Here is a 26,508-nt window from a genome sequence, read left to right on the forward strand (position 1 = left end):
TTTTTAAAAGACTGGAAAGCCTTTAATTACTAGAGGCTTTCCTTTTTTTATCTGCTGGAAATTGTATAATATTTATCTCACGTTGTCTCACGCTCTCAGCAGGTTTTTCACTAGATGTATATGGATATGTCAAAAATTTTAAAAGTTATACAACCAGATTCTAATTTTAATGTTAATGTCAGTTTCAATATAACCTATCCAGTATCAAATGTTTACGGCAAATCTGGTATCGATTCATATGAGCAGAAAACTACTTGCAAAACTTTAACAACAAACCTCATAACATAAGCCAATTTAAAAGCGGAGGGCTAAACCTCCGCTTTACTCTTCTTCTTTTTCCTCATGCCGTGGGTTTGCGTTAACAATCCGGCGTATTAAATCCAATATTTCATGTTCGCTATGCCCTTTTTCATCACACCATTCAATAACAACCTTAATTTCCTTTTTATCCATTACCTCCATCATTTAAAACTCCTTTCCAGCTAAACCTTACATTCATCAACAGCCTGTCAAATGCAAAGAATCTGGCCTATAAGGCTATTTTAAAACGAATTGTAAAAACAAACAAGCCCTAAATTCATAAATAGAATTGTTTTTAAGCCTAAAGGTATTGATAATAAATATCATTCTCCCAAGATTCAGACATATTTTGTTCTACTTGTCTAATTTCATTCTCCGCTTGTTTAAAATCTATCTCCTTTGCCGGAACCGAGATCAGTCTTACAACTAGTTCATTCAGCACAGGTCTGCCTTTCTTTTTTTCTCTCTGGAAATTATATAAGCCCATGCAGAAAACCTGCCGCCGGCAGCTTTTCTGCATACGATGGTATATTAAAAGCGGAGGGCTAAGCCTCCGCTTTACATGTGACCTCTATTTGTTACTGCTCTTTAGCCATAGCAATCTTATCAAGCAATTCAACAATTTCTTCTGTCGTATACTCTTTCTTTTCTCCATTGGAAAAAATTAATCTCAGTTCATACAACATTGCCATTTTCGTATCCTGCCGTTCCTTATCTGTCATTTTATCCATAACCTCCTCCCTCCTCGTCTGTTTACAGCCGCTTACAAATCTTCTATAACTAATATTGTAACCTATTCTTAGAATATTGCCAATATCTTTTGAAAAAAAGTGCACAACACCATGTGAACAGTAACGGCTTTTTGTTCTATAGGAAAATTCGGAGAAGTTAGCTATAGAACAAAAAATAAAAGCGGAATACACCACTCCGCTTTTATCTCATTCACAATTATGCGATTTTTTCCTTCGCCAGTTCTGCCAGTGTCGCGAATCCTGCCTTGTCGCTGACTGCCAGCTCTGCCAGCATCTTCCTGTTCATATCCACATCCGCCAGTTTGAGGCCATGCATGAACTTGCTGTAGGACAGGCCGTTCATTCTTGCCGCAGCGTTGATACGCGCGATCCAAAGCTGTCTCATCTGACGCTTGCGCTGCTTTCTTCCTGCATAAGAGGAAGCTAAAGCCCTCATAACGGACTGCTTTGCCACTCTGTACTGTTTGGAACGTGCTCCCCTGTATCCCTTTGCCAGCTTCAATACTCTGTTATGTTTCTTTCTTGCGTTCATTCCGCCCTTGATTCTTGCCATTTCTTAATCCTCCTTCTATTACCCGAGTCTTAGATATACGGTAATACTTTCTTCATATTCTTTACATTTGTAGCATCTGTAATAGTGGACTTCCTGAGGTTTCTCTTCCTCTTGGTCGTCTTCTTGGTTAAGATGTGGCTCTTGTAAGCTTTGTTTCTTTTCAGCTTTCCTGTACCTGTCTTTTTGAAGCGCTTTGCCGCCGCTCTATTTGTTTTTAATTTTGGCATAATAATCTTCCTCCTTTATTGTGCTTGCCTTATAACCAGCTTGTATATTTTTAACGTTTTACGGTTAAAACCATGCTCATGTTCCGGCCTTCCAGCTTCGCCGGCTTTTCCACTACCGCAATGTCCCCTACCAGCTTGTAAAAATCATCCAATATATGCTTGCTCTGCTGGACATGTGCCATCTCTCTGCCCCGGAAACGCAAGGTCACCTTTACCTTGTTGCCCTTGAGGATGAACTTCTTAGCATTGTTCACCTTGGTATTCAGGTCATTCGTATCAATATTCGGTGACAGGCGCACTTCTTTGACTTCAACAATTTTCTGCTTTTTCTTCGCTTCCTTTTCTTTTCTTGTCAGCTCATACTTATACTTTCCGTAATCGATGATCTTACACACCGGCGGCTTTGCTCCCGGAGCGATCTTCACCAGGTCAAGCTCCGCCTCCTGAGCGATCCTGAAAGCATCCCTCGCTGACATGATCCCTAACTGTTCCCCATCCTCACCGATCAGACGAACCTCTTTATCTCTGATCTGTTCGTTAATCATTAACTCGCTAATTGTCGTATACCTCCGTCACATGAATTTCCATTGGGCTGTCGCAAATAAAAAACGAGTGAACAGATATCCACCCGACAATTCACAGACATACGGCTGTCATAAAATACTCCGTCCCAGCCCTGTGTCCTGTGTCAATATCAAACCGATAGTCGCCCGCTTGCGCTATGGTGAGAGTGGATACTCTGCTTTGTTTTTCGCTTTACGCAAGGAATAATCTAGCACACTTCCCATCAATTGTCAACACATTTTTCAAATTATTGCGGCAAATTATTCCGCAAATTCATTACGATTCGCGTTACCTCTTGTATTTCCCTGTACTTTATGTCATAATCCTATATGTCTGGCGTACAGAACAAAAAAAATGTACAAATTCACCAAAACCATATGAGGAGGGCTTTATAAATATGAAAAGCAGCAGAAGCAACTTTACAAGCCGGATCGGCTTCATCCTTTCCGCCGCCGGGTCGGCGGTGGGGCTGGGGAACATCTGGCGGTTTCCCTATCTGGCGGCGCAGTACGGCGGGGGCACGTTCCTGCTCTGCTATATCATCCTGGCCGTTACCTTCGGATTCGCCCTGATGACCGCTGAGATCGCCCTGGGACGCAAGACGGGCTTAAGCGCCATCGGAGCCTTTTCCGCTTTGAATAAGCGCTACCGCTTTGTCGGCGTCCTGGTCACCCTTGTGCCGGTCATCATCTTCCCCTACTACTCCGTCATCGGCGGATGGGTCATCAAATACTTTTTCACCTTCCTGACGGGCGGTGTGTCCGCGGCGGCTGAGGATACCTATTTTACCGGCTTTATCTCCGGTGTATCAGAGCCCATCATCTGGTTTGTGATCTTTACGGCGATCACGGCGGCGGTGGTCATCTGCGGCGTGGAAAAGGGAATCGAAAAAGTCAGCAAGGTCATGATGCCGCTGCTGGTAGTCCTGACTGTGGGCATCTCCCTGTATGTGCTGACCATCGACGGCGCCATGGAAGGGGTCAAATACTACGTCCTGCCCCATATGTCCGATTTTTCGATCAAGACACTGCTCTCTTCCATGGGACAGTTGTTTTACTCCATGTCCCTTGCCATGGGCATTATGATCACTTACGGATCCTATATGAGCAAATCCACCAATCTGGAAAGCTCCGTCAGGCAGATCGAGATCTTTGACACCGGCATCGCCTTTTTCGCCGGACTGATGATCGTGCCCGCCGTATTCGCCTTTTCCGGCGGAGACCCGTCTGCCTTAAAAGCAGGCCCGGGGCTGATGTTCATCACCCTTCCGAAGGTCTTTGCCAGCATCCGGTTCGGCGGATTTTTAGGCACGGTCTTCTTTGTGCTTGTATTTTTTGCGGCGATCACCTCCGCCATCTCCCTGATGGAAACCATCGTATCCATCCTGATGGACTTTTTCCACTGGTCCCGCCGCAAAACCAGCATCCTGGTGTTTATCTATTCCCTGCTCATGGGCGTTCCCTCTTCCCTGGGATTCGGGATCTGGGATTTCGTCAAGCCCCTGGGCATGTCTATCCTGGATGCATGGGACTTCATCAGCAACAGCATCCTGATGCCGATTGTGGCGCTGCTGACCTGTTTCTTTGCAGGGTTTGTCATCAAGCCCAAGGCCATCATCGAGGAGGCATGCGCCGAAGGCGCCGTCTTCAAGGGGAAGCATCTGTTTACCGTGGTCATCAAATGGGTGGCCCCCATCATCCTGGTTGCCATCCTCATCAGTTCGATCCTAAACGCCCTCGGCATCTTTGTGATGTAGCAAATACAATGGCAGCCGCAGGATGACTTACTGCGGCTGCTCCCCGGAGAGGATCTTCCTGGCCGTGAAGAAAAACAGGAGCATCGTCACGGCAACGGATGTAAAGTCTGCAACCGGCTCCGCCCGGTAGACCCCGTCCACACCCATAAATCTGGGAAGCAGGACCGCAAGAGGCACCAGGAGCACGATCTTGCGGAGCAGAGCGATCACCAGAGATACTTTTGCCTGTCCCAGTGCCAGGAAGGTCGTCTGGCAGCCCATCTGGATTCCGAAGATCGTGATCCCCAGGAAGTAAACCGGCATATATCGGCAGGTCAGCATGGTCAGCTCTTCATTGCTGGAAAACAGCCGCGCGTAAAACTCCGGCCGCAGCACCGCGATCCCCGCAAACACCATGGTTCCGGCAAGGCAGACCAGCACCATCCGCAGGAAGGTATCCTTCACCCGCTTTAAGTTGCCTGCGCCGTAATTATAGCTCATAATCGGCTGCACCCCCTGGGCGACGCCCTGTACCGGGATGGTGATGAGCTGCATCACGCTGGCCATGATGGACATGGTACCCACATACATGTCTCCGCCGTATTTCTGCAGCCCTGTGTTCAGTGTGATCATCACCAGGCTTTCCGTGCTCTGCATAATGAAAGGTGAGATTCCAAGCGCGCCGATGCCCAGCACCGTTTTCTTATCCAGGCGGATCTGTTTTCTGCGAATCCGGATCACACTGTTTGAGCCGGTCAGAAACCGCAGCACCCACGCCGCGCTTAATGCCTGGGAAATAACCGTGGCAAGGGCTGCTCCCCGGACTCCCATATGGAATCCGAAGATCAGCACCGGATCCAGAATGATGTTGGTCACCGCGCCCAGGAGAACGGACAGCATGGCGATTTTCGCATTGCCCTGGCCGCTGATGTAGGTATTGAGTCCCAGCGCAAACTGGACAAAAACGGTGCCCGCCAGATAGATCGTGATGTACTCCCTGGCATGGACAATGGTGTTGTCGCTGGCGCCGAAGGCATACAGGATGGGGGTCTTGAATGCCTGGAATACTGCGGTCAGCACTACGGAAAACAACAGAAGCATGGCCACGCTGGTTCCCAGGATCTTCTCCGCGCCTTCATAATTTTTCTTTCCAAGCTGAATGGACGCCTGGGGGGCGCCTCCCATACCGGCAAATGCACTGAAGGCAGAGATCACCATCAGGATCGGGGCCGTAACCCCGACCCCGGTCAGGGCCAGCTCCCCGTAGCCCGGGATATGTCCGATGTAGATCCTGTCCACAATGTTATACAGCACATTGATCACCTGGGCCGCCACCGCCGGCAGGGCCATGCTCACCATCAGCCTTCCAAGAGGCGCGTTCCCCAGTCTTTCGTCATTTTTTACCATTCTCTTCGGACCCTTCCTTCCCGTCACCATCCTTCTTGAGCATCCGCATGATCAGATCCACGGAGCCCTGTATCCCATAGCTGGCGCTGTTGATGCACAGGTCATAGTTTCTGGCCTTGCCCCAGTTCCGTCCGGTATAAAATTTATAATATTTTACATGATCTTTATCCAGTTTGGTCAGGAGACGCTTCGCCTCCTTCTCGTTCTCGTACCCGCGCACCTCCATGATCCGCCGTACCCGCTGCTCCAGGGGCGCCGTGATAAAGATGCTGATGTGTGGAATCCGGTTATTGGTCAGGATGGCGTCCGCGCACCGCCCCATGACTACAAAATCTTCTTTTTTTGCCATATCGCAGATCAGGTCGCTCTGGTTAAAGAAGATGGCGTCCTTTTTCGGCAGTCCGTGATACCGGCTGAATTCCCTTAACTTTTCTTTGATCGTAGACTTGGGCGTCGGGGCAAATGCCGGAACCGTGCTCAGATACCGGGACTGGTGGTCCTCTCCTTCCTTGTACGGATAACCGCCCTTGTCATGTACATAATCCTTCTCCGCCTCCAGGCGTTTCAATACCTCATCGAAGATCTCCACATCGTAGTAGTTGATCTTTAAGGTGTCCGCCAGGGTAAATCCGATCTCGCTCCCTCCGCAGCCGTAGGTACGCCCGATGCAGATGATCAGATGGTCGTTTTTTGAAAAACGGGACTGCAGGTTCAACATATTCAGCTTAGCCATCTTCTGATCCAGAATATCCCCTTTGATGAAGCTGGTAGGCAGCTCCGTCACTTCCTTTAAGATCTCGTCGTATTTGACCATGATCCGGTGGCGCACCGCACGGTCCTGGATCGTCCGCGCCATGTTGCTGATCAGGGCCAGCTCGTTTCTCAGGATATACGCCTGGTTCCGCTCGTGCATCATGCGGAAGGTCTCCTCGATGCAGTCCTCTTTTTTCCCGTTGAACACGCGCCCCAGAGAGGAACCAAGCTCTCTGTAGACCTCCTCATCCAGATCATAGATCCGTCCCGCAAGCTCATGCAGATTTTTCTCTTCATTTGACATGTGATTCCCCTCCTATCTGAAAAACAATACGGTATCCAGCAGGAATACCGGAACCAGAACCGCCAGCGACCAGCCCATATACCCGAAAAACGACGGCATATGGATACCGTTTTCATCCGCAATGGATTTTACCATGAAGTTGGGCGCATTTCCGATATACGTGTTGGCACCCATGAACACCGCGCCGCAGGAAATGGCCGTCAGCACCTTCACCGGAACCTGTCCAAGCGTAGTCGCAAGTCCCCCTGTAAACCCAATGGCCCCCGCTGTCGTGAGAAATACCAGGTATGTAGGCGTATTATCCAGAAAACTGGACAGCACCCCGGTCACCCAGAACATCTGAAACGGCTCTGTGATCCCAAGCTGGGAGCCCATTCCTTTCAGGATTGCCAGGGCCGGCTGCATGGTGATGAAAATTCCGATGAACAGGATTCCTACTTCCTTGATAGCTCCCCAGGTAAAATGGTTTTTCTTCCGGATCTCCGGGCTGGTGGTCTTGAAGGATAAATATGCCGCCGCCAGGATGATCACGATCTCGATCAGGGCCGGGAAACCAAGCACCACTTCTCCGAATATATGGATTCCCCGGACATGGCCCTCCGGCGTCTTAAACAAGGGCATATCCGGCAGCATTCCGCTTAAGATCACCGCCGCCACAATCATGGCGATGAAGATCAGGTTGTGCAGCCCCCGGATGCGGATCTTTGTTCCGGGCCTGCTGATATCCGGCTTGCGCCCCCTTGCCATGTCCCGGCGGTATCTCTTCATGTCCACCCTGTAAAAGATAAACAAAATCAGCACCATATTGAACAGCATGATGGGGAACAGATGCAGGCTCCAGAAAAACGGAACCCCTCTGGAAAATCCCATCAACAGCGGCGGATCGCCGATGGGTGTCAGGCAGCCTCCGATGTTGGATACCAGAAATATAAAAAACACCATGATATGGGAACGGTTTCTGCGCCAGGCATTCATCTTGATCACCGGACGGATCAGCAGCATACTGGCTCCCGTCGTCCCGATCCAGCTGGACAGCAGCGTCCCGATGGTCAGCAGGATGATATTCACCCTGGGGGAACCGGCCAGGTCGCCTTCCATGGTGATATTGCCCGATACGCAGAACAGACCGAACAGCAATACGATAAACGTCAGATAATCATTGACCAGACATTCCAGAACGGTTTCCGCCGCCCTCCCCGGACCATAGAAAAATCCGAAGGGCAGGATAAACAGACAGGACCAGAAGGCCACCGCCAGCGGCTGATGGGACTCCCACCATTCCGGTTTGATCAAGGGAAGCACCGCAATGCAGAACAACAGCCCTGCAAAGGGAATGCACAGCCACAGCGGGATCGGCGCGGACGCCGCCTTGGCCCCTTCTGCTGCCAGGGCGGTAGAAGGACAGCAAAGAACCGCTGCTGTGAGGCTTCCCAAAAATGTCATACACTTTTTCAATGTTACAACCTCCTCATCAAGCTTTTTAGATCTTCTTTCAAAACAGCAGCAACAGGATAAAAACGGCGGCACGCTGTTTTGAAATTAACTACGAGGCACATTATAAGCAAATCTCCGTCGAAATTCAAGTAAAATTTTCGCCTATCCCAACTCCCTTCCTGACGCAAAAATCGGAATATTCAACAAAACTCCTTGTTATCTGCCGGATTTTTTCCGCATAAGCTATAGCAGAGTCTTATTATGAGGAGCAGAACAATGCCAAACTATCGAAATCTGAAAATCGCCCTTGGCATCGAGGCCGCTGCGGTGGCCCTATGCGCCGTCCTGCTGGCATCCGGCGTCACACCAGGCACAGAGCCTTCCCATCCCCAGGCGCCGGACAGAAAAGCGGTCTCTGCAGAGGATTCCCGGGATTTAGAGCAGACCGCCGCAGGAATATGGAAAAAAGAATCCGCAGAAAACCAGGACGCCGGCCGGAATACAGATTCGAAAAATCCGGATTCCGAACAGAAGGATTACATAAAATGGGTGGATTTTGATGTGACGGCAGAGGCCATGAAGCGGGCCTGCCAGTATGACACGGACACCTACGGAAAAGAAGTCCACCTGGACTGGATCGATCTGCTTGCGATCCTGGGCGCAAAATACGGAGGGGATTTCAAGCGGTACCGCGCCGACGACCTGGACGGCATCGCGGAAACACTTCTCTCCGGTGAGTCTGCCGTAGAAGATTATACAAAGAATATGAAATATTTTCCCTATTACAGGGAAGCATATGGGGCGGTGCTGGGAGGCATGGTCGGAGAATATCAGTTGGAGCAACCCCCGGGCACTGAAAGCAGACCGGAAAAAAACGAGACAGAATCCGCAGAAAAAAAGTCTTCACATTGGAAATCCTGCTACGGTCTGAAAGCGTTCTCTCCCATTGCAAAAGGATTCCCCTATTCGGATTTTGACGACTTCGGGGTGGCAAGAAGCTACGGATACCGCCGCAGCCACCTGGGCCATGACCTGATGGGACAGGTGGGCACACCCATCATCAGCGTGGAATCCGGTAAGGTCACCGCTCTTGGCTGGAACCAGTACGGCGGCTGGCGGATCGGAATCGAAAGCTTTGACAAAAAGCGATATTACTACTACGCCCACCTGCGGCAGAACCGGCCATATGCCGAAGGATTGAAGGAGGGGGATATCGTACAGGCCGGGGACGTGATCGGCTACATGGGCCGCACCGGATACAGCAAAAAAGAAAATGTAAACAATATCGACGAGTCCCATCTCCACTTTGGACTGCAGCTCATCTTTGACGAGTCCCAGAGAGAAGGCAGCGGGGAGATCTGGGTCAGCGGATATGAGCTGGTGCGTTTTCTTTCCGGAAACCGCTCCGAAGTGATCCGGAACGATGAAACAAAAGAATGGACACGGATCTATCAGATGCAGGATCCGTCCGCGCCGGCATCCTAGACAGAGGATTTTCTTTGTTTTCGAGAATAATTTTGATCCCCGGCGGAGATTCTATATACTGATAGAAACGGTTCATGTATGCCGTGCAGGAAAGGACTCTGATTTGTATGATAGATAAAATTTCTAAAAAAGTGATGCCTTCCTTTGAGGAAAATATTGCCTATATGGATAAGCTCCTTCCGGTGAAGGAAAGCTTTGATATCATCCGCCGGGATATTGTGATCGGAGGAAAAAAAGCCACCTTTTATTTTATTGACGGTTTTACCAAGGATGAGACTTTAGTGAAGATCATGGACGCTTTCTTCCGGGTGACGCCCGATGACATGCCGGAAGATGCGACCACATTTGCCAGAACAAAGATTCCCTATGTGGAAGTGGATGTGCTCGGGGATTATGACCAGGTGATCCGCAATATCCTCTCCGGAATGACCTGCCTGTTCATCAGCGGCTACGAAGTGTGCATTGCCATCGACTGCCGGACTTACCCTGCCAGGAGCGTGGGGGAACCGGAGAAGGACAAGTCCCTGCGTGGTTCCCGCGACGGCTTTGTGGAAACCATCGTATTCAACACGGCCCTGATCCGGCGGCGGATTCGCGATCCCCATCTGGTCATGGAAATGACGGAGGCCGGCCAGACTTCCCGGACGGATATCGCCGTCTGCTACATGCAGGACCGGGTGGACAAGGACCTGCTGGAAAATGTGAAGCAGCGGATCGAGGCGCTCCATGTGGACGACCTGCGCATGAACCAGCAGAGCCTGGCCGAGGCGATCTACCACCGGAAATGGTTCAACCCCTTTCCCAAGTTCAAGTTCACGGAACGCCCGGACACCGCGGCCGCCTGCCTGATGGAAGGAAAGGTGGTGATCCTGGTGGACAACTCCCCCTCCGCCATGATCCTGCCCACCTCCATCCTGGACATTGTGGAGGAAGCAAACGACTATTATTTCCCGAAAATCACAGGGACCTACCTGAAGATCTCCCGGGCGGTTATCGCGTTTCTGACGGTATTTCTGACCCCCGTATTTTTGCTTTTCATGCAGAACCTGGACTGGCTGCCGGAAATCTTCGCCTTCGTGGCCGTCAAAGACACGGTCAATATCCCGCTGGTGTTCCAGCTCCTTCTGCTGGAGGTGGCCATCGACGGCCTCCATCTGGCGGCTTTAAATACCCCCAGCATGCTGAGCACCCCTTTAAGTGTGATCACCGCCCTGGTGCTGGGCGAGTTCTCCGTGTCCTCGGGCTGGTTCAATGCGGAAGTCATGCTCTACATGGCGTTTGTGGCCATGGCCAACTACGCCCAGCCCAATTTTGAGCTTGGATACGCCATGAAATTTATGCGGATCATCCTTCTGATCCTGACAGCCTCTTTCAACTGGATCGGATTTCTGGCAGGATGCGTGGTGGTGTTCTGTTTCCTGCTCTTCAACAGAACGCTGACCGGAAGAAGCTTCCTGAATGTGAAAATGAATTGAGTAAAGTACACCTGTCACCGGCAATGTGAGGCGGAAGTCCCGCAGCCCTTCCGCTTCACTTTACAGCTCCCTGCTCAATCTTTCTCCCAGCACCTTTTTTGAAACAGGCTTTTTGTAAAATAGAACAGAGAGCGCATACTCCAAAGCACCTCCCGCCAGGATCAGGACAACCCCGATCCGTGCGGCCCGCACCAACGAACCCCTGTCTTCCCCCAGAAAATCCGACCGCAAGATCGGCATCATGAAAAACGAAATGAAGCCGGACAGAGAAAAATACATCACAAGAAGTGCCGGAAATGATTTATACAGAACCCCTGTAAAAGCCATAATCACTGCCACTAAAACCCCCAGAAAGACGAGACGCATAGCACTCTGAGCAGTCTTGTCCGGATGAATGAGGACGATCACCGCCTCTTTCAGAACAACGATCAGATACGCTGCCAGTGTTGTACACAGAGTCATCACTGCCGGAACCGATGTCTGCAGTTTTTTTCTGGCAGGAGAGGTCAGCACGATATCAACCACATTTAATGTAAAAAGAATCTGCACGGGTATCACGCAGGCCAGCAGCATAAACCCGTCCAGCGGCGTCGTAATTCCTGCCAGTTCCAGGGCAAAGCATAACAGATCTGCCGCCGTGCATACGATCAGCAGCACCAGATTTGTTTTGATTCCAAACCCGTAACGTAATAACCGGATTCCCAGTTTCATATCATTGATCATAATATCCTCCCTTCACTTTCCTCATTGCTTTGCTTACGGTCAGAACACTGGCCAGGACTCCAAGGGCGAGAAACAGCAGCTCAAATCCAACCCGGAACCGCCATGATCCTGACCGGAACACACAAAACAGACATCCCAGAACCAGAAACGCCGAAATCTGCCCTATACAGACATTGACCGCGAGTCCGCCCCCATACCTTGCCAAAAATGTGCCCGCTGCGGAAAAAACATAAGAAACCATTGCCATAAGCAGCAGCCTTCCCCAGTGCCCTGCATACAGCTCACAGACCGCCAGGATTCCAAAAGCTGTCAGGAGCTTGCGCAGCAGATCCAATATCAGCGCATTTTTCATGATCTCCATTCCCATGCCGGAGGTCCGAAGAACATCCATCCCTTCCGACTCCTTTGCCATCAGCCCGGAAAACAGCCAGTGATCGGAAAGGATCTCCGCCATCGTCAGAAGCATTGCCGTCACCGTCAACCCCAGTTCTCCGAAAATGCTTACGATGCCTATGCCGATTCCCACCAATACCGCAGGCATCAGGAGAAATATGCACACCTTGTATGAAAAAGAAGAAAAGACCAGATAGCTTTTTATTTTTTTCTTCATAAGCCTGAACCCCTTCCTTTCCGGGGGCTGTTTACAGTGTTTGCTTTCATCACCGCCACGCAGATCTGAGAAAGGGTGGGTATCTCCACGGCGATGTCCAGTCCGGCCAGACGTTCCAGATCCCGGGTCCGGCAGATCCCCTCAAACCCATAGGAATTCCTGCTCATAGAAAAAAGAACCTCCCCTGTCTGATCGGCATCCGATGCCTCCCCTTTTACCAGAACGTATTCTTCCTTCAGATCTTCTACAAACCCTTCCTCTACGATCGTCCCATGCTCCATGATGAGGCAATAGTCCGTCACATTTTCCATATCCGCGATATTGTGGGTGGAAAAAAAGATCGAGCGTTCTCCGTCCCCCTCCTCCAGATAGTCCCGCATCCTGTCGCAAAGCTGCTCCCGCATGAGAGGGTCCAGCGGGGATGCGGGTTCATCCATGATCAAAAGCTCCGTATCCCGGGACAGCACTGCCGCCAGCATCAGCTTCATCCGGTTGCCGTCGGAAAGCTTTTTCACGCTCTTCGTCATGGACCGGCTGATCCCCATGTCTTCGCAGAGTTCCCGGAACCGTTCTTTCTGAAAGCCCGCAAACAGCAGCCCGCTGATTTCCTCCACCTGACGGATGGTCCAGTGGGGCAGATAATAGCTGCCTGGTCCCGTATAGCCGATCCGCTCCTGCACGCTGCCGTCCAGCTTCCGGCTACGGTCCCCAAAGTAGGACACCTCCCCCTGGAAATCCAGCCGGATGCCGGAGAGTATGTTTAAAAGCGTGGTCTTACCCGCCCCGTTTTCCCCGATCAATGCCGTGGCAAAGCCCTTGGGAATCTCCAGTCTCGGAATCGAAAGCTGAAAGTCGCCGTATTTCTTATTCAGATTGCCTGCCTGTATTACGTTTTCCTGTTTTTGCTCTGTCTGTTTCATATCCTCCCGCCCTTTCTGTTTGTCTGTATGTTCGTATCTTTATTCCGGTCCGTTATTTTGCTCCTCGCTCATGTCCAGCAATACCCGCAGCGTCATTTCCAGGTCACCTCGCGGCATACCTGCGATCTCCGCGGCATGGATTGCCTCCGTCAGGGCTTCTTCCACCCGGCGCAGATGTTGTTCCTTAAGCATCTCGCTGTCCTGGGCGTTGACATAGAAGCCCTTTCCCTGGACAGCGGTCACCAGCCCCTCCGACGCAAGCTGCTCATACGCTTTCATCGTGGTAATGACACTGATCTTCAATTCCTTCGCCAGACTGCGGATGGAAGGAAGATACTCTCCCTCCTTCAGCCTGCCAGCCAGAATGTCCGTCTTCATCTGTTCCGCGATTTGCTGATAAATGGGTATCCCGGAATTTTGTAATAGCTTCAAATCATCACCACCTTCATTTTATCTGTTTATATGTTATATATACACTATGACCAGATATTTGTCAATCATTCCAGGAAAAAATTCCACCTGTACGGTTGACCGAAGTTACTTTTCACAGGGTGTCGTGCACTTGCTGCACGGCGTCCGGCCAATAAAGTAACATTTGCCATCATATCCAGCCCCTCGCCGGGCGCACCGAAAAAAGCTGCGGTACAGACCCCAAAATCTGTACCGCAGCTTTTTATGAAGCAGTATGAAAACAGTTCCTTACATTCTATAGATTTCCCAGCAGCTTGTCAATGCTGACCAGCTTTACGCTCAGCACAAAAATCTCTGTCGCCACCCTCAGCTCCTCCAGAGTCGGGTACGAAGGCGCGATCCGGATGTTGCTGTCTCTCGGGTCCTTTCCGTAGGGATAGGTCGCCCCCGCGTCCGTCATCACCAGTCCCGCTTCCTTTGCCTTTGCGACGATGGCCTTTGCACAGCCATCCATGGCATCAAAGGAAATGAAGTAACCGCCCCGGGGCGCGATCCAGGAGCCGATCTCCAGCCCGCCCAGCTCTTTTTCCAGGGTATTCAGTACCGTATCGAACTTGGGCCGCAGGATCTCCGCGTGCTTCCTCATATGCTGCACCATCCCGGATATATCTCCGAAAAATCTGGCATGGCGGAGCTGGTTCACCTTATCGTGTCCGATGGTCTGTACCCGCATCTGCTTGCGGATCTCCACCAGGTTTGCATCCGATGCCGCAAATGCCGCGATTCCGGAGCCCGGAAAGCTGATCTTGGATGTGGACGCAAACTTGTACACCAGATCCGGATTGCCTTCTTTTTTACATTCCATGAAAATCTCAATCAGGTAATCCTGCTTATCGTCATACAGGTGATGGATGCCGTATGCGTTATCCCAATAGATACGGAAATCCTTTGCCGCCGGTTTCAGGCATGCAAAACGGTGGACCGTCTCGTCCGAATAGGTGATTCCCTGGGGGTTGGAATACTTGGGGACGCACCAGATACCCTTGATAGTGTCATCCTCTGCAATCAGCTTTTCCACAATATCCATGTCCGGCCCGGTGGACGTCATGGGAACGGGCACCATCTCGATTCCAAAATGCTCGGTGATGGTAAAATGTCGGTCATATCCCGGAACCGGACATAAAAACTTCACCCGATCCAGCTTCGCCCAGGGTGTGCTGCCCATCACGCCGTGGGTCATGGCGTGGGAAATCATATCGTACATCACATTCAGGCTGGAATTTCCGAAAATAATGATGTTATCCTTCGGAACCTCCATCATGTCTGCCAGAAGCTGCTTGGCTTCCTGAATCCCGTCCAATACTCCATAGTTCCTGCAGTCAATACCTGCGTCACAGATCATGTCCGATTCTCTGTGCAGTACGTCCATCATTTCCATAGACAGATTGAGCTGTGCAATAGACGGTTTTCCCCTGGACATATCCAGATTCAGGTCTTTGGCCTTCACAGCTTCAAACTCCTGTTCCAGTTCTCTTTTCAATGCTTCCAGTTCTTCCGCGTTCAACTCTCTGTATGACGGCATAATCTCAACCTCCAAACTTAAGGAGCTGTCATGAAATACTATTGGTATCTGTTTTTACAATCGCCAGGAGCTGCCTCCTGCTTCTCAATACTATTTCGTGACAGTTCCTGACTCACCAACTTGTCACCGTTTGCTATTGTATATAATTTTCGGCAATTCGTCAAGAAAAAACTGCTCTGTTGGAGTAAAGTAAGGTGAAAGAACTCTATTTTTTGAAAAAAATTTTAAAATTCATTCACACATTTCCCGAATCCACATATTATGAACTGTAAACAATCAATTTGGAGGATTTCAAAATGAGTGATTTAAGCGCAACAAACTGTGGATGCGGATGTGAAAATTCCTGTGGCGGCGGTCTTTTCGGAGGCGGCGGAAACAATTCCTGTCTGTGGATCATCCTGCTGCTGATCTTCTGCGGCGGATGCGGCAACGGCTGCGGCAGAATGAGCGACGGCTGCGGATGCGGCAATGACAGCTGCCTGTGGATCATCCTGCTTCTCATCTTCTGCGGCGGATGCGGCAATGGCTGCGGCAGAATGAATGACGGCTGCGGATGCGGATGCTAATCTAACACGGTATCCTCTTGCGGAACGGCTGCCGGATGCAGCTTTTCCGTATCGTAAAATATTTCCCTCCCCGGTACCCTCCTTCGTACCGGGGAATTTTTTTATACTGACAGAAGATTTTTTTTGCCGCCTCGGCGCCCTGCTCCCGCTCTGTTTCCGTTTTTTATGCGGGCGCCTGCCCTTCATGTCCTGTTTTTTGTTTTCTCCCGGGTATGCTCCCGCCTTTCCTGGCTGTCCTTCTTGGAAAGACAGTCCTCCATGCCCTGGCCCATCCGTTTTCTGCGCATGCAGCCTTCGTCAATCTCGTAGACCGCGTTTCCGTCAATGATCAGTTTCGGCCTCATGGATTCTCCTCCTGGCGTTCATTCCCTATTATTGTATGATCTCCATGCATAAAAAGGAACACCGCCGCGGCACACAGTCCTGTGAACAATGGCCGAACCGTAACATAATTCCACATTTTCCTTCATATACATATTCGTAAAGAAATTCCCGTGATACATCCCTGTTCAGGAGCGCTTATGGAAAAAAAAACGTCCACACCCATGACGCCGTTCGACGAATGGACCGTCCCGAGAGAACTTCATATCCTGAAACTGCTTATTCCGTACACTCCTGCCGCCTCACAGCAGACATTGGGGATTCTGGTCAAAATCATGGAGCTGCAGCATACGTTTCAATATTTTCAGCAGCAAAAAAATGCCCTGCACAGCCAGGAAGCTTCCGCCGGTTTTTCTTCCCCCCTGGATATGCTGGAAGAAATCGCCCCCTATCTCCCGCCTGAGCAGGCGGAAATGCTGGGAACCTTCCGCAATATGATGAATATAATGGATATGGTACAAATGATGCAGGAATTTTCCGGCGGCATGGAAACGGATTTCGACCCATCCGGCAGCCCGGACAGCGAAGCTTCCTCCGGAAACGGCGCCGGATGCCGGGAAGGGGAACCGTCCTTTGGCATGTTCGGCGGCGGATTCGATCCCATGCAGCTTATGATGGGAATGCTCTCCCCGGAGCAGCAGGAAATGTTCCAAATGTACCAGACCATGTTCTCCCAGCCTGAGGAACCGGCTGCAGCAGAAGCGAAGGAACAGGACTCCTCTTCCTTCTCCCGGTTCGAAGAATATGCTGCGGATACATTTGAAGAAACGGCCCGGGAGCAGCCAGAAGAATGGATGCAGGATGATCTGCAGATGCAAGATATAGAAAGGATGGATACAAACTATGAATGAATGGATGAACAACCCCCTGTTACATGATATTGACCCGGTCAAGCTGGACTTGATCCAGAAGGCGGCCGCCCAGGTTTCCGGAAAATCCGGGAAGGAGCTTGCCCCCGTCATGCTGGCTCTGATCACCAGCGCCAACCGGCAGAAGATCCAGTTTTCCCAGGAGGAGATCAGCCTGATCCTGGGTATCCTCAAAGAAGGAAAATCAAAAGAAGAACAGGCCCAGATCGACCGGACAATCCAGATGGTCACCTCCCTGATCCAAAAGAATACGAAATGAAGCCTGGTTTTTCCAAGCCCGACGGTATATAATGGAATGCAGCCGATGTGCCGCGGACAAAACGCGTTTCTGCCCTCAGGCGCACCGGCCAAAACCGCTTGGAATAAAAGGAGGACCGATACCATGAAGAACATCCGACTGACCCTGGAATACGACGGGACCCGCTATCAGGGCTGGCAGTATCCAGGAATTAAAACGCCTTCCGATACCATTTCCGGCAGGATCAAAAGCACCCTCTGCCGGATGACCGGAGAAGAGATTGAGCTTTTCTGCGCCGCGCGCACGGAGCCGGGCGTCCATGCCTCCTGCCAGACCGCAGGCTTTTTGACGTCCTCCCCTCTCTCCCCGCAGGAGATCGGGCGTATGCTGAATCAATACCTTCCCCAGGATATCGCCGTCCTCCAGGCAGAGGAGGCTCCAGAGCGTTTCCACGCTTCCCTGAACTGCCTTTCTCAGACCTACATATACCGGGTCTGTACCGGAACCGTACCGGACGTATTCCGCAGAAAATATATGTACCATCTCCCCCGGACTCTGGACATCCCCGCCATGCAAAAGGCGGCTTCCAGTCTCCTCGGAACCCATGATTTCCGCTGCTTCTCTTTCGGAAAAACGAAGAAACGCAGTGAACGGGAAATCCGGCGCGCAGAGATCATCTCTCCAGGGGAGGGGGAATTCTGCATCGTCCTGGAAGCCTCCTCCTTCCTCCGCCAGATGCCCCGGCTGATCGCGGGCACCCTGCTGGAGATCGGGCTTGGCCTAAAAAAGGCCGAATGTATCCCCGCCATTTTATCCGGCCAGGAGCCGGCCGGAGCGCCTGCCCCCGCGCGGGGACTCTGCCTGACCGGCACCCACTATGCCTGAGCCCTTATATTCCATGGTCAGGTCATTTGCAGCACCCACACGCTTTGTACTTGTCAGATCATCCATGCCCGGGCCCCATGATAGGCAATGAAGCTCACAATCCACGCGGCGGCTGTCTGGAACAGCACAAACGCCGCCGTCAGCTTTTTACTCTCCGTCTCCCTTCTGATGGCCGCGATGGCTGCCGTGCAGGGCACATACAGGAGGCAGAAGGTCATCAGGGCGCAGGCATTGGGTATGCCGAACCCCATCTCCCCAAGCGCACGCGCAAAGTCCGCCATCCCGCCGGCCGCGGTGATATTCTGAATCCCAAAGAGCACGCCGCAGCTCGATACCACCACTTCCTTCGCCGCGATTCCCGAGATCAGTGCTACGATGATCTGCCAGTACCCCAGTCCCACCGGCTCAAATACCGGCGCCGCCTGTCTGCCGATTGCAGCCCCGAAGCTCCGGCTCATATCCGTCACATAGCCCTCTGCTCCGAAATTCAGGATCAGCCACATCACAATGGATGCAAGGAAGATCACGGTTCCCGCCTTTGATAGATAGTCCTTCACCTTCTCCCAGACATACAGCATAATGGACCTGGCATCCGGCGCCTTATAGTCCGGCAGTTCGATCAGCAGCATATGGTCCGTCCCGCTGGAATCCAGTTTAAAAAGAACCCAGGCCGTGACGCCTGCCGTCAAGATCCCGGTCAGATACATGGAATAACACGCCGCCATGGCGTATTTTCCGAAAAACATGGAGGAAAACAATACATACACCGGAAGCCTAGCGCTGCAGGACATAAAGGGCGTGATCAATATGGTCTTCAGCCTGTCCCTCCGATTCTCCAGCGTCCGCGAGGCCATAATGGCAGGAACCGAGCAGCCGAATCCCAAAAGCAGCGGAAGAAACGCCTTTCCGGAGAGTCCCACCCGGCTCATCAGGTCGTCCATGACAAACGCGGCTCTCGCCATATATCCGCTGTCTTCAAGATACCCAAGGGCAAGGAAGAGGATAAAAATGTTGGGAAGAAAGGTCAGAATCCCTCCCACACCGGAAATGATCCCGTCCACGATCAGCGACTGCAGCATGGGACTGACCTTCCATGTCTCCAATAGAAACCCGGTCTCCCTCGAAACCAGCTCCAACGCCGTCTCAAAATATCCTTTCAGCCATCCGCCCACCGCAAAGGTGAGGAAAAATACCATTGCCATGATCCCCAGAAAAATCGGAAGCCCCAGCCATTTTCCGGTCAGATATCTGTCCATCCGATCCGTCCGGTCCGGCTGTCCGTGCTCTGCTTCCAGCCCCGTTTTCGGCGCTGCTGCCATATCTTTTTCTCTTCCCTTCACAACCTGCAGCATGATATCCTCAATCACAGGGTAGTTCCCCTCCGCCGATGCGTTTTCCGCTCTCTGTGGGGCGTGGTTCTTTCTTACAGGCGGGGAAGGCGTCTCATATTCCTGATAACAGGACATGGCATAGAACAGCATGTCCAGCCCTGTTCGCTCCCTTGCGGATATGGCGACGCAGGGAATCCCAAGCAGCCTTGACAGAAGCAGCAGGTCGATCTCCAGCCCACGCTCTCTTACCAGATCCATCATATTCAGCGCCAGCACCACCGGCTTTCCCAATTCCAGAAGCTGCAGCGTCAGATACAGGTTCCTCTCCAGGGAGGACGCATCCGCCACGTCCACCACCACATCCACCGCGCCGCTTTGGATAAATTCTTTTGACACCTGTTCCTCCATGGTATAGGAAGCCAGGCTGTAAACGCCCGGAAGGTCTGTCAGCCGAAACTCCCGCCCCTGCCAGGCCGCCTGCCCTTCTTTCTTTTCCACCGTCACGCCGGGCCAGTTGGCCACTTTTAAGTTGGCCCCGGTACAGGCGTTAAACAGGGTTGTCTTCCCGCAGTTCGGATTTCCGATCAGCCCTGCCCGGATCACTTTCTGTCCCGTCAAGCTGATTCCTCCCATCGCACCGGCTCCTTCCATCGCTCCGACTCCTCCCATCACGCTATTGCACCGCCTCCCTGATCAGAATCCGGTCGGCGATCTTCCTGCCAAGTGCAAACCGGGTTCCCCGGAATTTGACGATCACGGCCCCCTCTTTCTGATTGTTCAGAATCTCGACCCTTGTCCCCTTTGTAAGCCCCAAAGCCCCCATCCGGCGCTCCAGCCCCGGCTCCAGATGCATGTCCTCCACCTCGTAGACATGGTGGTCCCTCCCCTCCTTGAGCCGCATCTTCATCCCTCCTCCGCTGAGATTTTCCGATCCTGCAGATCTCTTTCCTATATAAAATATATTTCCGAAATGAAAAAATATGAAAAAAATGTTACGGTTCACAGCTTTTATCTGGCTGTGAACCGCAACAAAAAATTGGTAACTTTTCCTGATATAATTTTTCCGGGCAATGCGAAAAGAATCGTCAGCTTTCCTCTGCCGTACGCCCGTACATCTTCGTCATCCGGTAGATTTCCTTTGTCAGAGCTTCCGTGATCTGGCCTTTTTTCAGTCTCCACACCCAGTTGTTGCCCAGTGTGGACGGTATGTTGATCCTTGCCTTCTCGTCCAGGCAGAGGAAATCCTGGATCGGAATGATGCACAGATCCGCAACGCTTCCCATTGCCATGGCAATGAAATCCCAGGACAGGGTGTCTTCATCCAGCGCCGGCTTGCGCAGATATTCCTTCGCAAAATCTCTGCACGCCTTGTCCACGTTGTGATACCAGCCCCGCGTCGTGTCGTTGTCATGGGTTCCTGTATAAACCACACAGTTCGGGATATATGTATGGGGCAGATAATTCGCCGCCTCCCGGGAGTCAAACGCAAACTGGATCACCTTCATTCCCGGAAAACCGGTGTCCTTTAAAAGCTTAAGCACCGTATCCGTCAGATATCCCAGATCCTCGGCAATGATGTCCAGCTTTCCAAGCTTCTTCTCAATGGCCTGGAACAGCTCGATACCCGGTCCCGGCTTCCAGCAGCCGTTCACCGCCGTCTCGTCCCCGTAGGGGATGGTATAATATTCGTCAAATCCCCGGAAATGGTCGATCCGAACCTTGTCATAGAGCTTGAAGCTGTATGCGATCCGCTTCGCCCACCACTCATAGTCTGTTTTCTTATGGTAATCCCAGTCATACAGAGGATTGCCCCACAACTGCCCTGTTGCGGAAAATGCATCCGGCGGACAGCCGGCAACCGCGATGGGCAGGTTTTCCCCGTCGAACTGGAACAGCTCCGGATTGGCCCAGGTATCGGCGCTGTCAAACGCCACATAGATGGGAATGTCCCCGATGATCTGCACCCCCTGCCGGTTTGCATACGCATGCAGCTTCTTCCACTGGCGGTCAAACTCAAACTGCTGGAAGCGGTAAAAATCGATCTCTTCCTTCAGCTCTTCCTTTGCCTTCTCCAGCGCCTTCGGGTCACGGTCGCGGTATTCTTTGGGCCATTCGATCCAGCTCTTTCCGCCCTGCCAGTCCTTGATCGCCATATACAGGCAGTATTCCGTCAGCCAGTCCTTATTTGTTTCTAAAAATTCTCTGTATTCGTCGTTCTTCTTAAACCGGTGGAACGCTTTGCGCAGCACCTTGAACCGTCCGAAATACAGCGCCTCATAGTCAATTCGGTCCTTCTGGTCTCCAAAATTCTGGGACTTGCACTCCGCTTTGGTCAGAAGCCCTTCTTTTCTCAGTGTTTTCAGATCGATAAAATATGGATTCCCTGCAAATGTCGAAAAAGACTGGTAAGGAGAATCTCCGTAGCCGGTAGGTCCCAACGGCAGGATCTGCCACTTGCTCTGCCCGGCCTCCTTCAGTTGGTCTACAAATTCATAGGCTTCCTTGGAAAAACAGCCGATCCCATATTTGGAAGGCAATGCAAAAATCGGAAGCAAGATTCCACTTTCTCTCATACAGGTTTTCCTCCTATTTCTCTGTCTGTTCCGTATCCGTATTTTCCTCTGACAAAGCGCCGCATTGTGCACTCTCACAGTCTGCCGCCCTGCCGTCTCCGGAAACGCTGCCCTCTGCGGCTTCCCCGGACGCGCTTCCATCCAAAGCTGCCGCACAAAGGTCTCCCTCGGGGGAGGTTTGGCATGTTTCATGGGCATCTGTCTTTAATCTCCAGATATCCCGGTTGTACTCTTCGATGGTTCTGTCCGATGAAAAATATCCCGCCCTGGCGATATTGACCAGCATCTTCTTCGCCCATGCCGTCCGGTCCTCATAGGCTCTCAGCGCCTCTTCCTTCTTCTTCGTGTATGCCTTGAAGTCCAGAAGGGTCATGAACCAGTCTTTATTCAGGAGTTCGTTCTGCAGCCTTCTCAGGTTCTCCTCCTGCCCGATCTCCAGCATCTTCTCACAGGTGATAAAGTCGATGGCCGCTTTGATATCCGGGTCTTTCTCGTAATAGCTTCTGGATACATAATCCGCATGGTCATAATGCTTGATGACCTCGTCGCTCTCTGCGCCGAACACAAAGATATTGTCGTCTCCCACCAGCTCGTGGATCTCCACGTTTGCCCCGTCCTCGGTTCCCAGAGTCACCGCGCCGTTGAGCATGAACTTCATATTGCCGGTTCCGCTGGCTTCCTTGGAGGCCAGGGAAATCTGCTCGGAAATGTCGCATGCGGGGATCAGCTTTTCCGCTTTTGACACATTGTAATTTTCCACCATCACGACTTTCATGTACGGGCTCACATCCGGGTCCTGGTTCACAATCTCCTGGAGACAGAGGATCAGGTGGATGATATCCTTCGCGATCACATAGGCCGGAGCCGCCTTTGCCCCGAAGATCACCGTAATCGGGGTGTTGGGCTTTTTGCCTGCCTTGATCTCCAGATATTTGTGGATCACGTAGAGGGCGTTCATCTGCTGCCGCTTATACTCGTGAAGCCGCTTGATCTGGATATCGAAAATGGAATTGGGGTCCACCTCAATTCCCTGGGACACTTTCAGATAGTCGCAGAGTACCTTTTTATTTTCATTCTTGATCTCCAGAAGGCTTGCCAGAAGCTTCTGGTCATTCTCAAATTCCAAAAGCTTTTCCAGTTCTTTGGCGTCCTTCTTGTATCCGGTCCCGATCTGCTCATCCAAAAGCCTGGTCAGCAGAGGATTGCAGTACAGAAGCCAGCGGCGGAAGGTGATGCCGTTTGTCTTATTGTTGAACTTCTCCGGATAAATCCTGTAGAAGCTGTGCAGCTCATTTTCCTTCAGGATCTCGGTATGCAGGGCAGCCACGCCGTTTACACTGAATCCGTAATGGATGTCGATATGGGCCATATGCACCACGTCCCCATGGTCGATGATGGCAACGCTCTCATCCGAATATTCATTCACTTTTTCCGAGTACTCCTCTGAAAACTTCCTGCTGACGGAATGCTTGCTGATCACCGTATATTTTCTTCTCACCTTGTCGTCCAGGATCTCAATGATGGGCACAAGCTGGGGAACCACCTTTTTCAGGTAGGCCATGGGCCATTTTTCCAGCGCTTCCGCCAGAATCGTGTGGTTTGTGTAGGCGCAGGTCCTGGAAACCACATCGATGGCTTCGTCCATGTCCAGCCCCCGTGCGTTCAGAAGCCGGATCAGCTCCGGAATCACCATGGTGGGATGGGTATCATTGATCTGGATCACCGCGTAGTCCGGCAGGTCATAGAGGTTGCTGCCCCGCTCCACGCATTCGTCCAGAATAAGCTGCGCCCCGTTGCTGACCATAAAATACTGCTGATAGATCCTAAGCAGACGCCCGTTGTCGTCGCTGTCGTCCGGGTAAAGGAACAGCGTCAGGTTCTTTGCAATGTCTTCTTTGTCAAAGCTGATCCCGTCCTGGACGATGGTCTCATCCACGCTGTCCACGTCGAAAAGGTGCAGCTTATTGGTTCTGTTTTCATAGCCTGTCACTTCGATATCGTACATTCTGGACTTTAACGTCAGCCCTCGGAAAGAAACCGGATATGAAACATCGGTCTTTATCAGCCAGCTCTTTTCCTCGATCCAGGGATTCGGAGTCTCTTTTTGCAGTCCGTTTTCAAATTCCTGCTTAAACAGTCCGAAATGGTAGTTCAGTCCGATCCCGTCTCCGCACATCCCCAGTGTGGCGATGGAATCCAAGAAGCAGGCCGCCAGACGGCCCAGTCCGCCGTTTCCAAGGGACGGCTCGGGCTCCAGCTCCTCGATCTCACAGATGTCCTTTCCGTGGGACGCCAGGATCTCCCGCACCTCCTCGTAGATTCCCAGATTGATCATGTTGTTGGATAAAAGCTTTCCGATCAAAAACTCTGCGGAAATGTAATAGATCTTTTTCTTTTCCTGAGGCGCTTCCTTCTCCACGGCCAGCTCCTGTACCATCTGAAGAAGCGCGCCGTAGAGCTCTTCATTTGACGACTCCGCAATTCCCTTTCCAAGATGCTTTAGCAATGTTTCCTGTACGCTCATAGTCTGCTTTCATTCCTCTCTTTCATAAAAAATCTTTTCTGCGTTTAGAAACTGCCGGAAAATTTCCATACAGTTCCTTACCCCTGCTTTCCGATATAATACAGTTCGATGGGGTCGATGGGATCGATGGGGTTTTCCTGCTCCATCTTCGCGTTGCGCCCGTGACGGCGCAGGAGCTCTCCGCCTTTGTTGTAAAACCAGAAGGAGTAGGTCAGGATCAGCTTCACCTTGCCCATCTTTTCCTTGGTTGTCTTGTTGTAATGGTTTCCCCCGGTCTCAAAGGCCGTTTTCTTATGGATCATGGAGATCAGCTCCGTCTCGCAGGTCACCGGCTCCGGAAGGATTGTATAGGCCCTGCCCACGCAGTCCGGCTTGTGGGCGTCGCTTCCGCCCACCCTGACCTTGCCGTACTTTTTGGCCAGCTTCATGGCGTTCTCGTTGGATTCTTCCGACTCACAGCAGTTGAACGACTCCACAAAATCAAACCGCTTCATCAATTCCGGCGATCTGCGGTAACGCTTTGTATTGGCAAAGCTCAGGTACTTCTCCCCGCATGGATGGGCCGGCCCAAGCACGCCGCCGTTGCGGTGCACAAAATCAATCAGGACGGATACCCGCATCCCGCGTAGCTCCAGCAGCCGCATCTTCACCCCTTCCGGCATGATGACCAGTATATGTCCCGCATCCCTGGTGTCGTACTCGATCCCCTTCAATACGACAAAATCCGTATGCCGCTTTCCCTTGATATGGTTTTTCCAGTAGCGGTACCCTTTGTAGGTATTGTGGTCCGTGATCACCATTCCCTGAAACCCTTTTGCCTTGAGGAGCATGATGTACTCCTCCACACTGACCTTACTGTCCAGAGAGCCTTCTTTTACATGGCAATGCATATCAATCTTCATTCATATATCATCTCCTTAACATTGCTGGTATAGTGTGCCCCTTCTTATCTTACGGTGTATCTTATTTCTTATTCTTCTTTGTCACGGTTTTTTTCTTTTTCTGGTTCTTTCCTGCCGCCCCCTTTTTTGCCGCAGCCGGCTTTTTATCCAGATCATCGATCATGGCGCGGGCCTTTTCCACTTCATTTGCAGTAGAATGCTGTTCCCGGATCTTTTTCGCATTCTCCAGAGTCCGTTTTTTCCGCTTTCCGGATTCCATCAAAAGCTGCACGCCGATCCCCGCCACAACCAGCACGGCAATCACCACGATCCGAATGATCTCTTTGTCAAACGGCAGGAATGAGTAGATCCCTGTGCCGGCGCTCATGCCGCCGTTGATCCCTGTGATGATGATAATGATCAGTTCCGCAAAGCGGATCGTAAACAGTGCCACAACCAGGCCAATGCCCAGGCATGCCAGGCCTAGCTTCCAGTCCTTTGGCTGCAGGAAGATGAACGCGAAGGAGCTTCCCGCGATCCAGGCAATCAGAAATACCCCTACATGGTAAAATACAGCCCCCAGAATCGCCAGCAGGATTCCCGCTGCCCCGCCGCAGATCAGGATCAGGTTCGGCTTGAGGCTGAAAGCGGCGCCTGCTCCCACTCCGATTCCAAAGCCAAGCCCCAGTCCCAGAAGGGCCGCCCACACCCGGATAAGCTTGAGTCCCAGAAAGCACCATAACAGCCCGATCACAATGGAGACCACCGTTGCAATCATCAGTGTATTCTTCACCGGACCGCCCATCCCGTCCAGATTCTTGAGTATCGCTTCATAGTCCATTTCCTGCATACTGCTCATCAGATTGTTCACGTCCATTTCTCTTACTCCTTGTCCCTTATTATATTTTCTCGCCAGTACTTTACCGTTGAAGTTCTTCTATGGTTATTCTACCAATTTTTGCTGTATTATACAAGAAAAAATTCTGAGGACGTTGACATTTTCGGCAACATTCATTAGAATATTG

The 26,508-nt window shown here is 51.5% G+C and carries 27 protein-coding genes; 7 read left to right on the plus strand and 20 right to left on the minus strand.

The window, feature by feature from the left end:
- Positions 1 to 321: 321 nt before the first annotated feature.
- From EBB54_RS30145 to infC, 5 genes are all read right to left on the minus strand, one after another.
- Positions 322 to 465, minus strand: coding sequence for a hypothetical protein (locus EBB54_RS30145; RefSeq protein ID WP_154677787.1), 144 nt, complete (start codon positions 463 to 465; stop codon positions 322 to 324).
- 413 nt (positions 466 to 878) lie between these two features.
- Positions 879 to 1,031 carry a hypothetical protein gene (locus tag EBB54_RS30150; protein ID WP_004080888.1) on the minus strand — a complete coding sequence of 51 codons (153 nt, stop codon included), beginning with the start codon at positions 1,029 to 1,031 and terminating at the stop codon, positions 879 to 881.
- A 217-nt stretch (positions 1,032 to 1,248) separates the two neighbouring features.
- Complete coding sequence (gene rplT / locus EBB54_RS11660; protein ID WP_004080889.1) at positions 1,249 to 1,605, minus strand: 50S ribosomal protein L20; 357 nt, start codon at positions 1,603 to 1,605, stop codon at positions 1,249 to 1,251.
- Between the two features lie 29 nt (positions 1,606 to 1,634).
- Positions 1,635 to 1,832 carry a 50S ribosomal protein L35 gene (rpmI, locus tag EBB54_RS11665; RefSeq protein ID WP_004080891.1) on the minus strand — a complete coding sequence of 66 codons (198 nt, stop codon included), beginning with the start codon at positions 1,830 to 1,832 and terminating at the stop codon, positions 1,635 to 1,637.
- 50 nt (positions 1,833 to 1,882) lie between these two features.
- Positions 1,883 to 2,377 (minus strand): translation initiation factor IF-3, encoded by a 495-nt coding sequence (gene infC / locus EBB54_RS11670; protein ID WP_004080894.1) that lies wholly within the window; start codon positions 2,375 to 2,377, stop codon positions 1,883 to 1,885.
- Between the two features lie 416 nt (positions 2,378 to 2,793).
- Between infC and EBB54_RS11675 the strand changes: the two genes are divergently transcribed.
- Complete coding sequence (locus tag EBB54_RS11675; protein WP_125127548.1) at positions 2,794 to 4,152, plus strand: sodium-dependent transporter; 1,359 nt, start codon at positions 2,794 to 2,796, stop codon at positions 4,150 to 4,152.
- A 27-nt stretch (positions 4,153 to 4,179) separates the two neighbouring features.
- On the opposite strand, the gene EBB54_RS11680 is transcribed toward EBB54_RS11675, so the two are convergent.
- From EBB54_RS11680 to EBB54_RS11690, 3 genes are read right to left on the minus strand one after another with little or no spacing between them, the layout of a single operon-like run.
- A complete protein-coding gene (locus tag EBB54_RS11680; RefSeq protein ID WP_125127549.1) occupies positions 4,180 to 5,538 on the minus strand; it encodes an MATE family efflux transporter in 1,359 nt (452 codons plus the stop codon).
- Positions 5,525 to 6,595 (minus strand): cytidylate kinase-like family protein, encoded by a 1,071-nt coding sequence (locus EBB54_RS11685; protein ID WP_125127550.1) that lies wholly within the window; start codon positions 6,593 to 6,595, stop codon positions 5,525 to 5,527. The genes EBB54_RS11680 and EBB54_RS11685 overlap by 14 nt, the downstream gene beginning before the upstream one ends.
- 12 nt (positions 6,596 to 6,607) lie before the next feature.
- Positions 6,608 to 8,038 (minus strand): sodium:proton antiporter, encoded by a 1,431-nt coding sequence (locus EBB54_RS11690; RefSeq protein ID WP_408640796.1) that lies wholly within the window; start codon positions 8,036 to 8,038, stop codon positions 6,608 to 6,610.
- A 267-nt stretch (positions 8,039 to 8,305) separates the two neighbouring features.
- Between EBB54_RS11690 and EBB54_RS11695 the strand changes: the two genes are divergently transcribed.
- Both EBB54_RS11695 and EBB54_RS11700 read left to right on the plus strand, forming a co-directional pair.
- Positions 8,306 to 9,514 (plus strand): M23 family metallopeptidase, encoded by a 1,209-nt coding sequence (locus EBB54_RS11695; protein ID WP_125127552.1) that lies wholly within the window; start codon positions 8,306 to 8,308, stop codon positions 9,512 to 9,514.
- A 107-nt stretch (positions 9,515 to 9,621) separates the two neighbouring features.
- The gene (locus EBB54_RS11700; protein WP_125127553.1) at positions 9,622 to 10,989 is read left to right on the plus strand and encodes a spore germination protein; all 1,368 of its coding nucleotides are present in this window, start codon (positions 9,622 to 9,624) and stop codon (positions 10,987 to 10,989) included.
- Positions 10,990 to 11,049: 60 nt separating this feature from the next.
- On the opposite strand, the gene EBB54_RS11705 is transcribed toward EBB54_RS11700, so the two are convergent.
- From EBB54_RS11705 to EBB54_RS11725, 5 genes are all read right to left on the minus strand, one after another.
- Positions 11,050 to 11,712, minus strand: a complete 663-nt coding sequence (locus EBB54_RS11705) for a hypothetical protein (RefSeq protein WP_125127554.1) — start codon at positions 11,710 to 11,712, stop codon at positions 11,050 to 11,052.
- Positions 11,702 to 12,322, minus strand: a complete 621-nt coding sequence (locus tag EBB54_RS11710; protein WP_125127555.1) for a hypothetical protein — start codon at positions 12,320 to 12,322, stop codon at positions 11,702 to 11,704. The genes EBB54_RS11705 and EBB54_RS11710 overlap by 11 nt, the downstream gene beginning before the upstream one ends.
- Positions 12,319 to 13,242, minus strand: a complete 924-nt coding sequence (locus tag EBB54_RS11715; RefSeq protein WP_125127556.1) for an ABC transporter ATP-binding protein — start codon at positions 13,240 to 13,242, stop codon at positions 12,319 to 12,321. Before EBB54_RS11715 ends, EBB54_RS11710 begins: the two co-directional genes overlap by 4 nt.
- 39 nt (positions 13,243 to 13,281) lie before the next feature.
- Positions 13,282 to 13,674: a GntR family transcriptional regulator gene (locus tag EBB54_RS11720; protein WP_125127557.1), complete on the minus strand. Its 393-nt coding sequence runs from the start codon at positions 13,672 to 13,674 to the stop codon at positions 13,282 to 13,284.
- Positions 13,675 to 13,948: 274 nt separating this feature from the next.
- Positions 13,949 to 15,235: an aminotransferase class I/II-fold pyridoxal phosphate-dependent enzyme gene (locus EBB54_RS11725; protein WP_125127558.1), complete on the minus strand. Its 1,287-nt coding sequence runs from the start codon at positions 15,233 to 15,235 to the stop codon at positions 13,949 to 13,951.
- 296 nt (positions 15,236 to 15,531) lie between these two features.
- On the opposite strand from EBB54_RS11725, the gene EBB54_RS11730 reads away from it, so the two are divergent.
- A complete protein-coding gene (locus tag EBB54_RS11730) occupies positions 15,532 to 15,801 on the plus strand; it encodes a hypothetical protein (RefSeq protein WP_016294480.1) in 270 nt (89 codons plus the stop codon).
- Between the two features lie 182 nt (positions 15,802 to 15,983).
- On the opposite strand, the gene EBB54_RS30540 is transcribed toward EBB54_RS11730, so the two are convergent.
- The gene (locus EBB54_RS30540) at positions 15,984 to 16,145 is read right to left on the minus strand and encodes a hypothetical protein (protein ID WP_004080922.1); all 162 of its coding nucleotides are present in this window, start codon (positions 16,143 to 16,145) and stop codon (positions 15,984 to 15,986) included.
- 177 nt (positions 16,146 to 16,322) lie between these two features.
- Here EBB54_RS30540 and EBB54_RS11735 point away from each other — a divergent pair, with 177 nt between their 5' ends.
- From EBB54_RS11735 to EBB54_RS11745, 3 genes are all read left to right on the plus strand, one after another.
- A complete protein-coding gene (locus EBB54_RS11735) occupies positions 16,323 to 17,033 on the plus strand; it encodes a hypothetical protein (protein ID WP_125127559.1) in 711 nt (236 codons plus the stop codon).
- Complete coding sequence (locus EBB54_RS11740; protein ID WP_004080926.1) at positions 17,026 to 17,310, plus strand: hypothetical protein; 285 nt, start codon at positions 17,026 to 17,028, stop codon at positions 17,308 to 17,310. The genes EBB54_RS11735 and EBB54_RS11740 overlap by 8 nt, the downstream gene beginning before the upstream one ends.
- A gap of 123 nt (positions 17,311 to 17,433) precedes the next feature.
- Positions 17,434 to 18,174: a tRNA pseudouridine synthase A gene (locus EBB54_RS11745; RefSeq protein WP_125127560.1), complete on the plus strand. Its 741-nt coding sequence runs from the start codon at positions 17,434 to 17,436 to the stop codon at positions 18,172 to 18,174.
- Positions 18,175 to 18,227: 53 nt separating this feature from the next.
- Here EBB54_RS11745 and feoB read toward each other — a convergent pair whose 3' ends face one another.
- The 6 genes from feoB to EBB54_RS11775 form a co-directional block, all read right to left on the minus strand.
- Positions 18,228 to 20,156 (minus strand): ferrous iron transport protein B, encoded by a 1,929-nt coding sequence (gene feoB, locus EBB54_RS11750; protein WP_125130740.1) that lies wholly within the window; start codon positions 20,154 to 20,156, stop codon positions 18,228 to 18,230.
- 22 nt (positions 20,157 to 20,178) lie between these two features.
- Complete coding sequence (locus tag EBB54_RS11755) at positions 20,179 to 20,406, minus strand: FeoA family protein (protein ID WP_004080930.1); 228 nt, start codon at positions 20,404 to 20,406, stop codon at positions 20,179 to 20,181.
- Positions 20,407 to 20,590: 184 nt separating this feature from the next.
- Positions 20,591 to 22,078: a 4-alpha-glucanotransferase gene (gene malQ, locus EBB54_RS11760; RefSeq protein ID WP_125127561.1), complete on the minus strand. Its 1,488-nt coding sequence runs from the start codon at positions 22,076 to 22,078 to the stop codon at positions 20,591 to 20,593.
- 13 nt (positions 22,079 to 22,091) lie between these two features.
- Positions 22,092 to 24,602, minus strand: coding sequence for a glycogen/starch/alpha-glucan phosphorylase (locus tag EBB54_RS11765; RefSeq protein WP_125127562.1), 2,511 nt, complete (start codon positions 24,600 to 24,602; stop codon positions 22,092 to 22,094).
- A 77-nt stretch (positions 24,603 to 24,679) separates the two neighbouring features.
- Positions 24,680 to 25,504: a PHP domain-containing protein gene (locus tag EBB54_RS11770; RefSeq protein ID WP_125127563.1), complete on the minus strand. Its 825-nt coding sequence runs from the start codon at positions 25,502 to 25,504 to the stop codon at positions 24,680 to 24,682.
- A 61-nt stretch (positions 25,505 to 25,565) separates the two neighbouring features.
- Positions 25,566 to 26,360 carry a hypothetical protein gene (locus EBB54_RS11775; protein ID WP_125127564.1) on the minus strand — a complete coding sequence of 265 codons (795 nt, stop codon included), beginning with the start codon at positions 26,358 to 26,360 and terminating at the stop codon, positions 25,566 to 25,568.
- Positions 26,361 to 26,508 lie beyond the last annotated feature (148 nt).

The organism is Schaedlerella arabinosiphila (genome assembly GCF_003885045.1).
Classification (GTDB): domain Bacteria; phylum Bacillota; class Clostridia; order Lachnospirales; family Lachnospiraceae; genus Schaedlerella; species Schaedlerella arabinosiphila.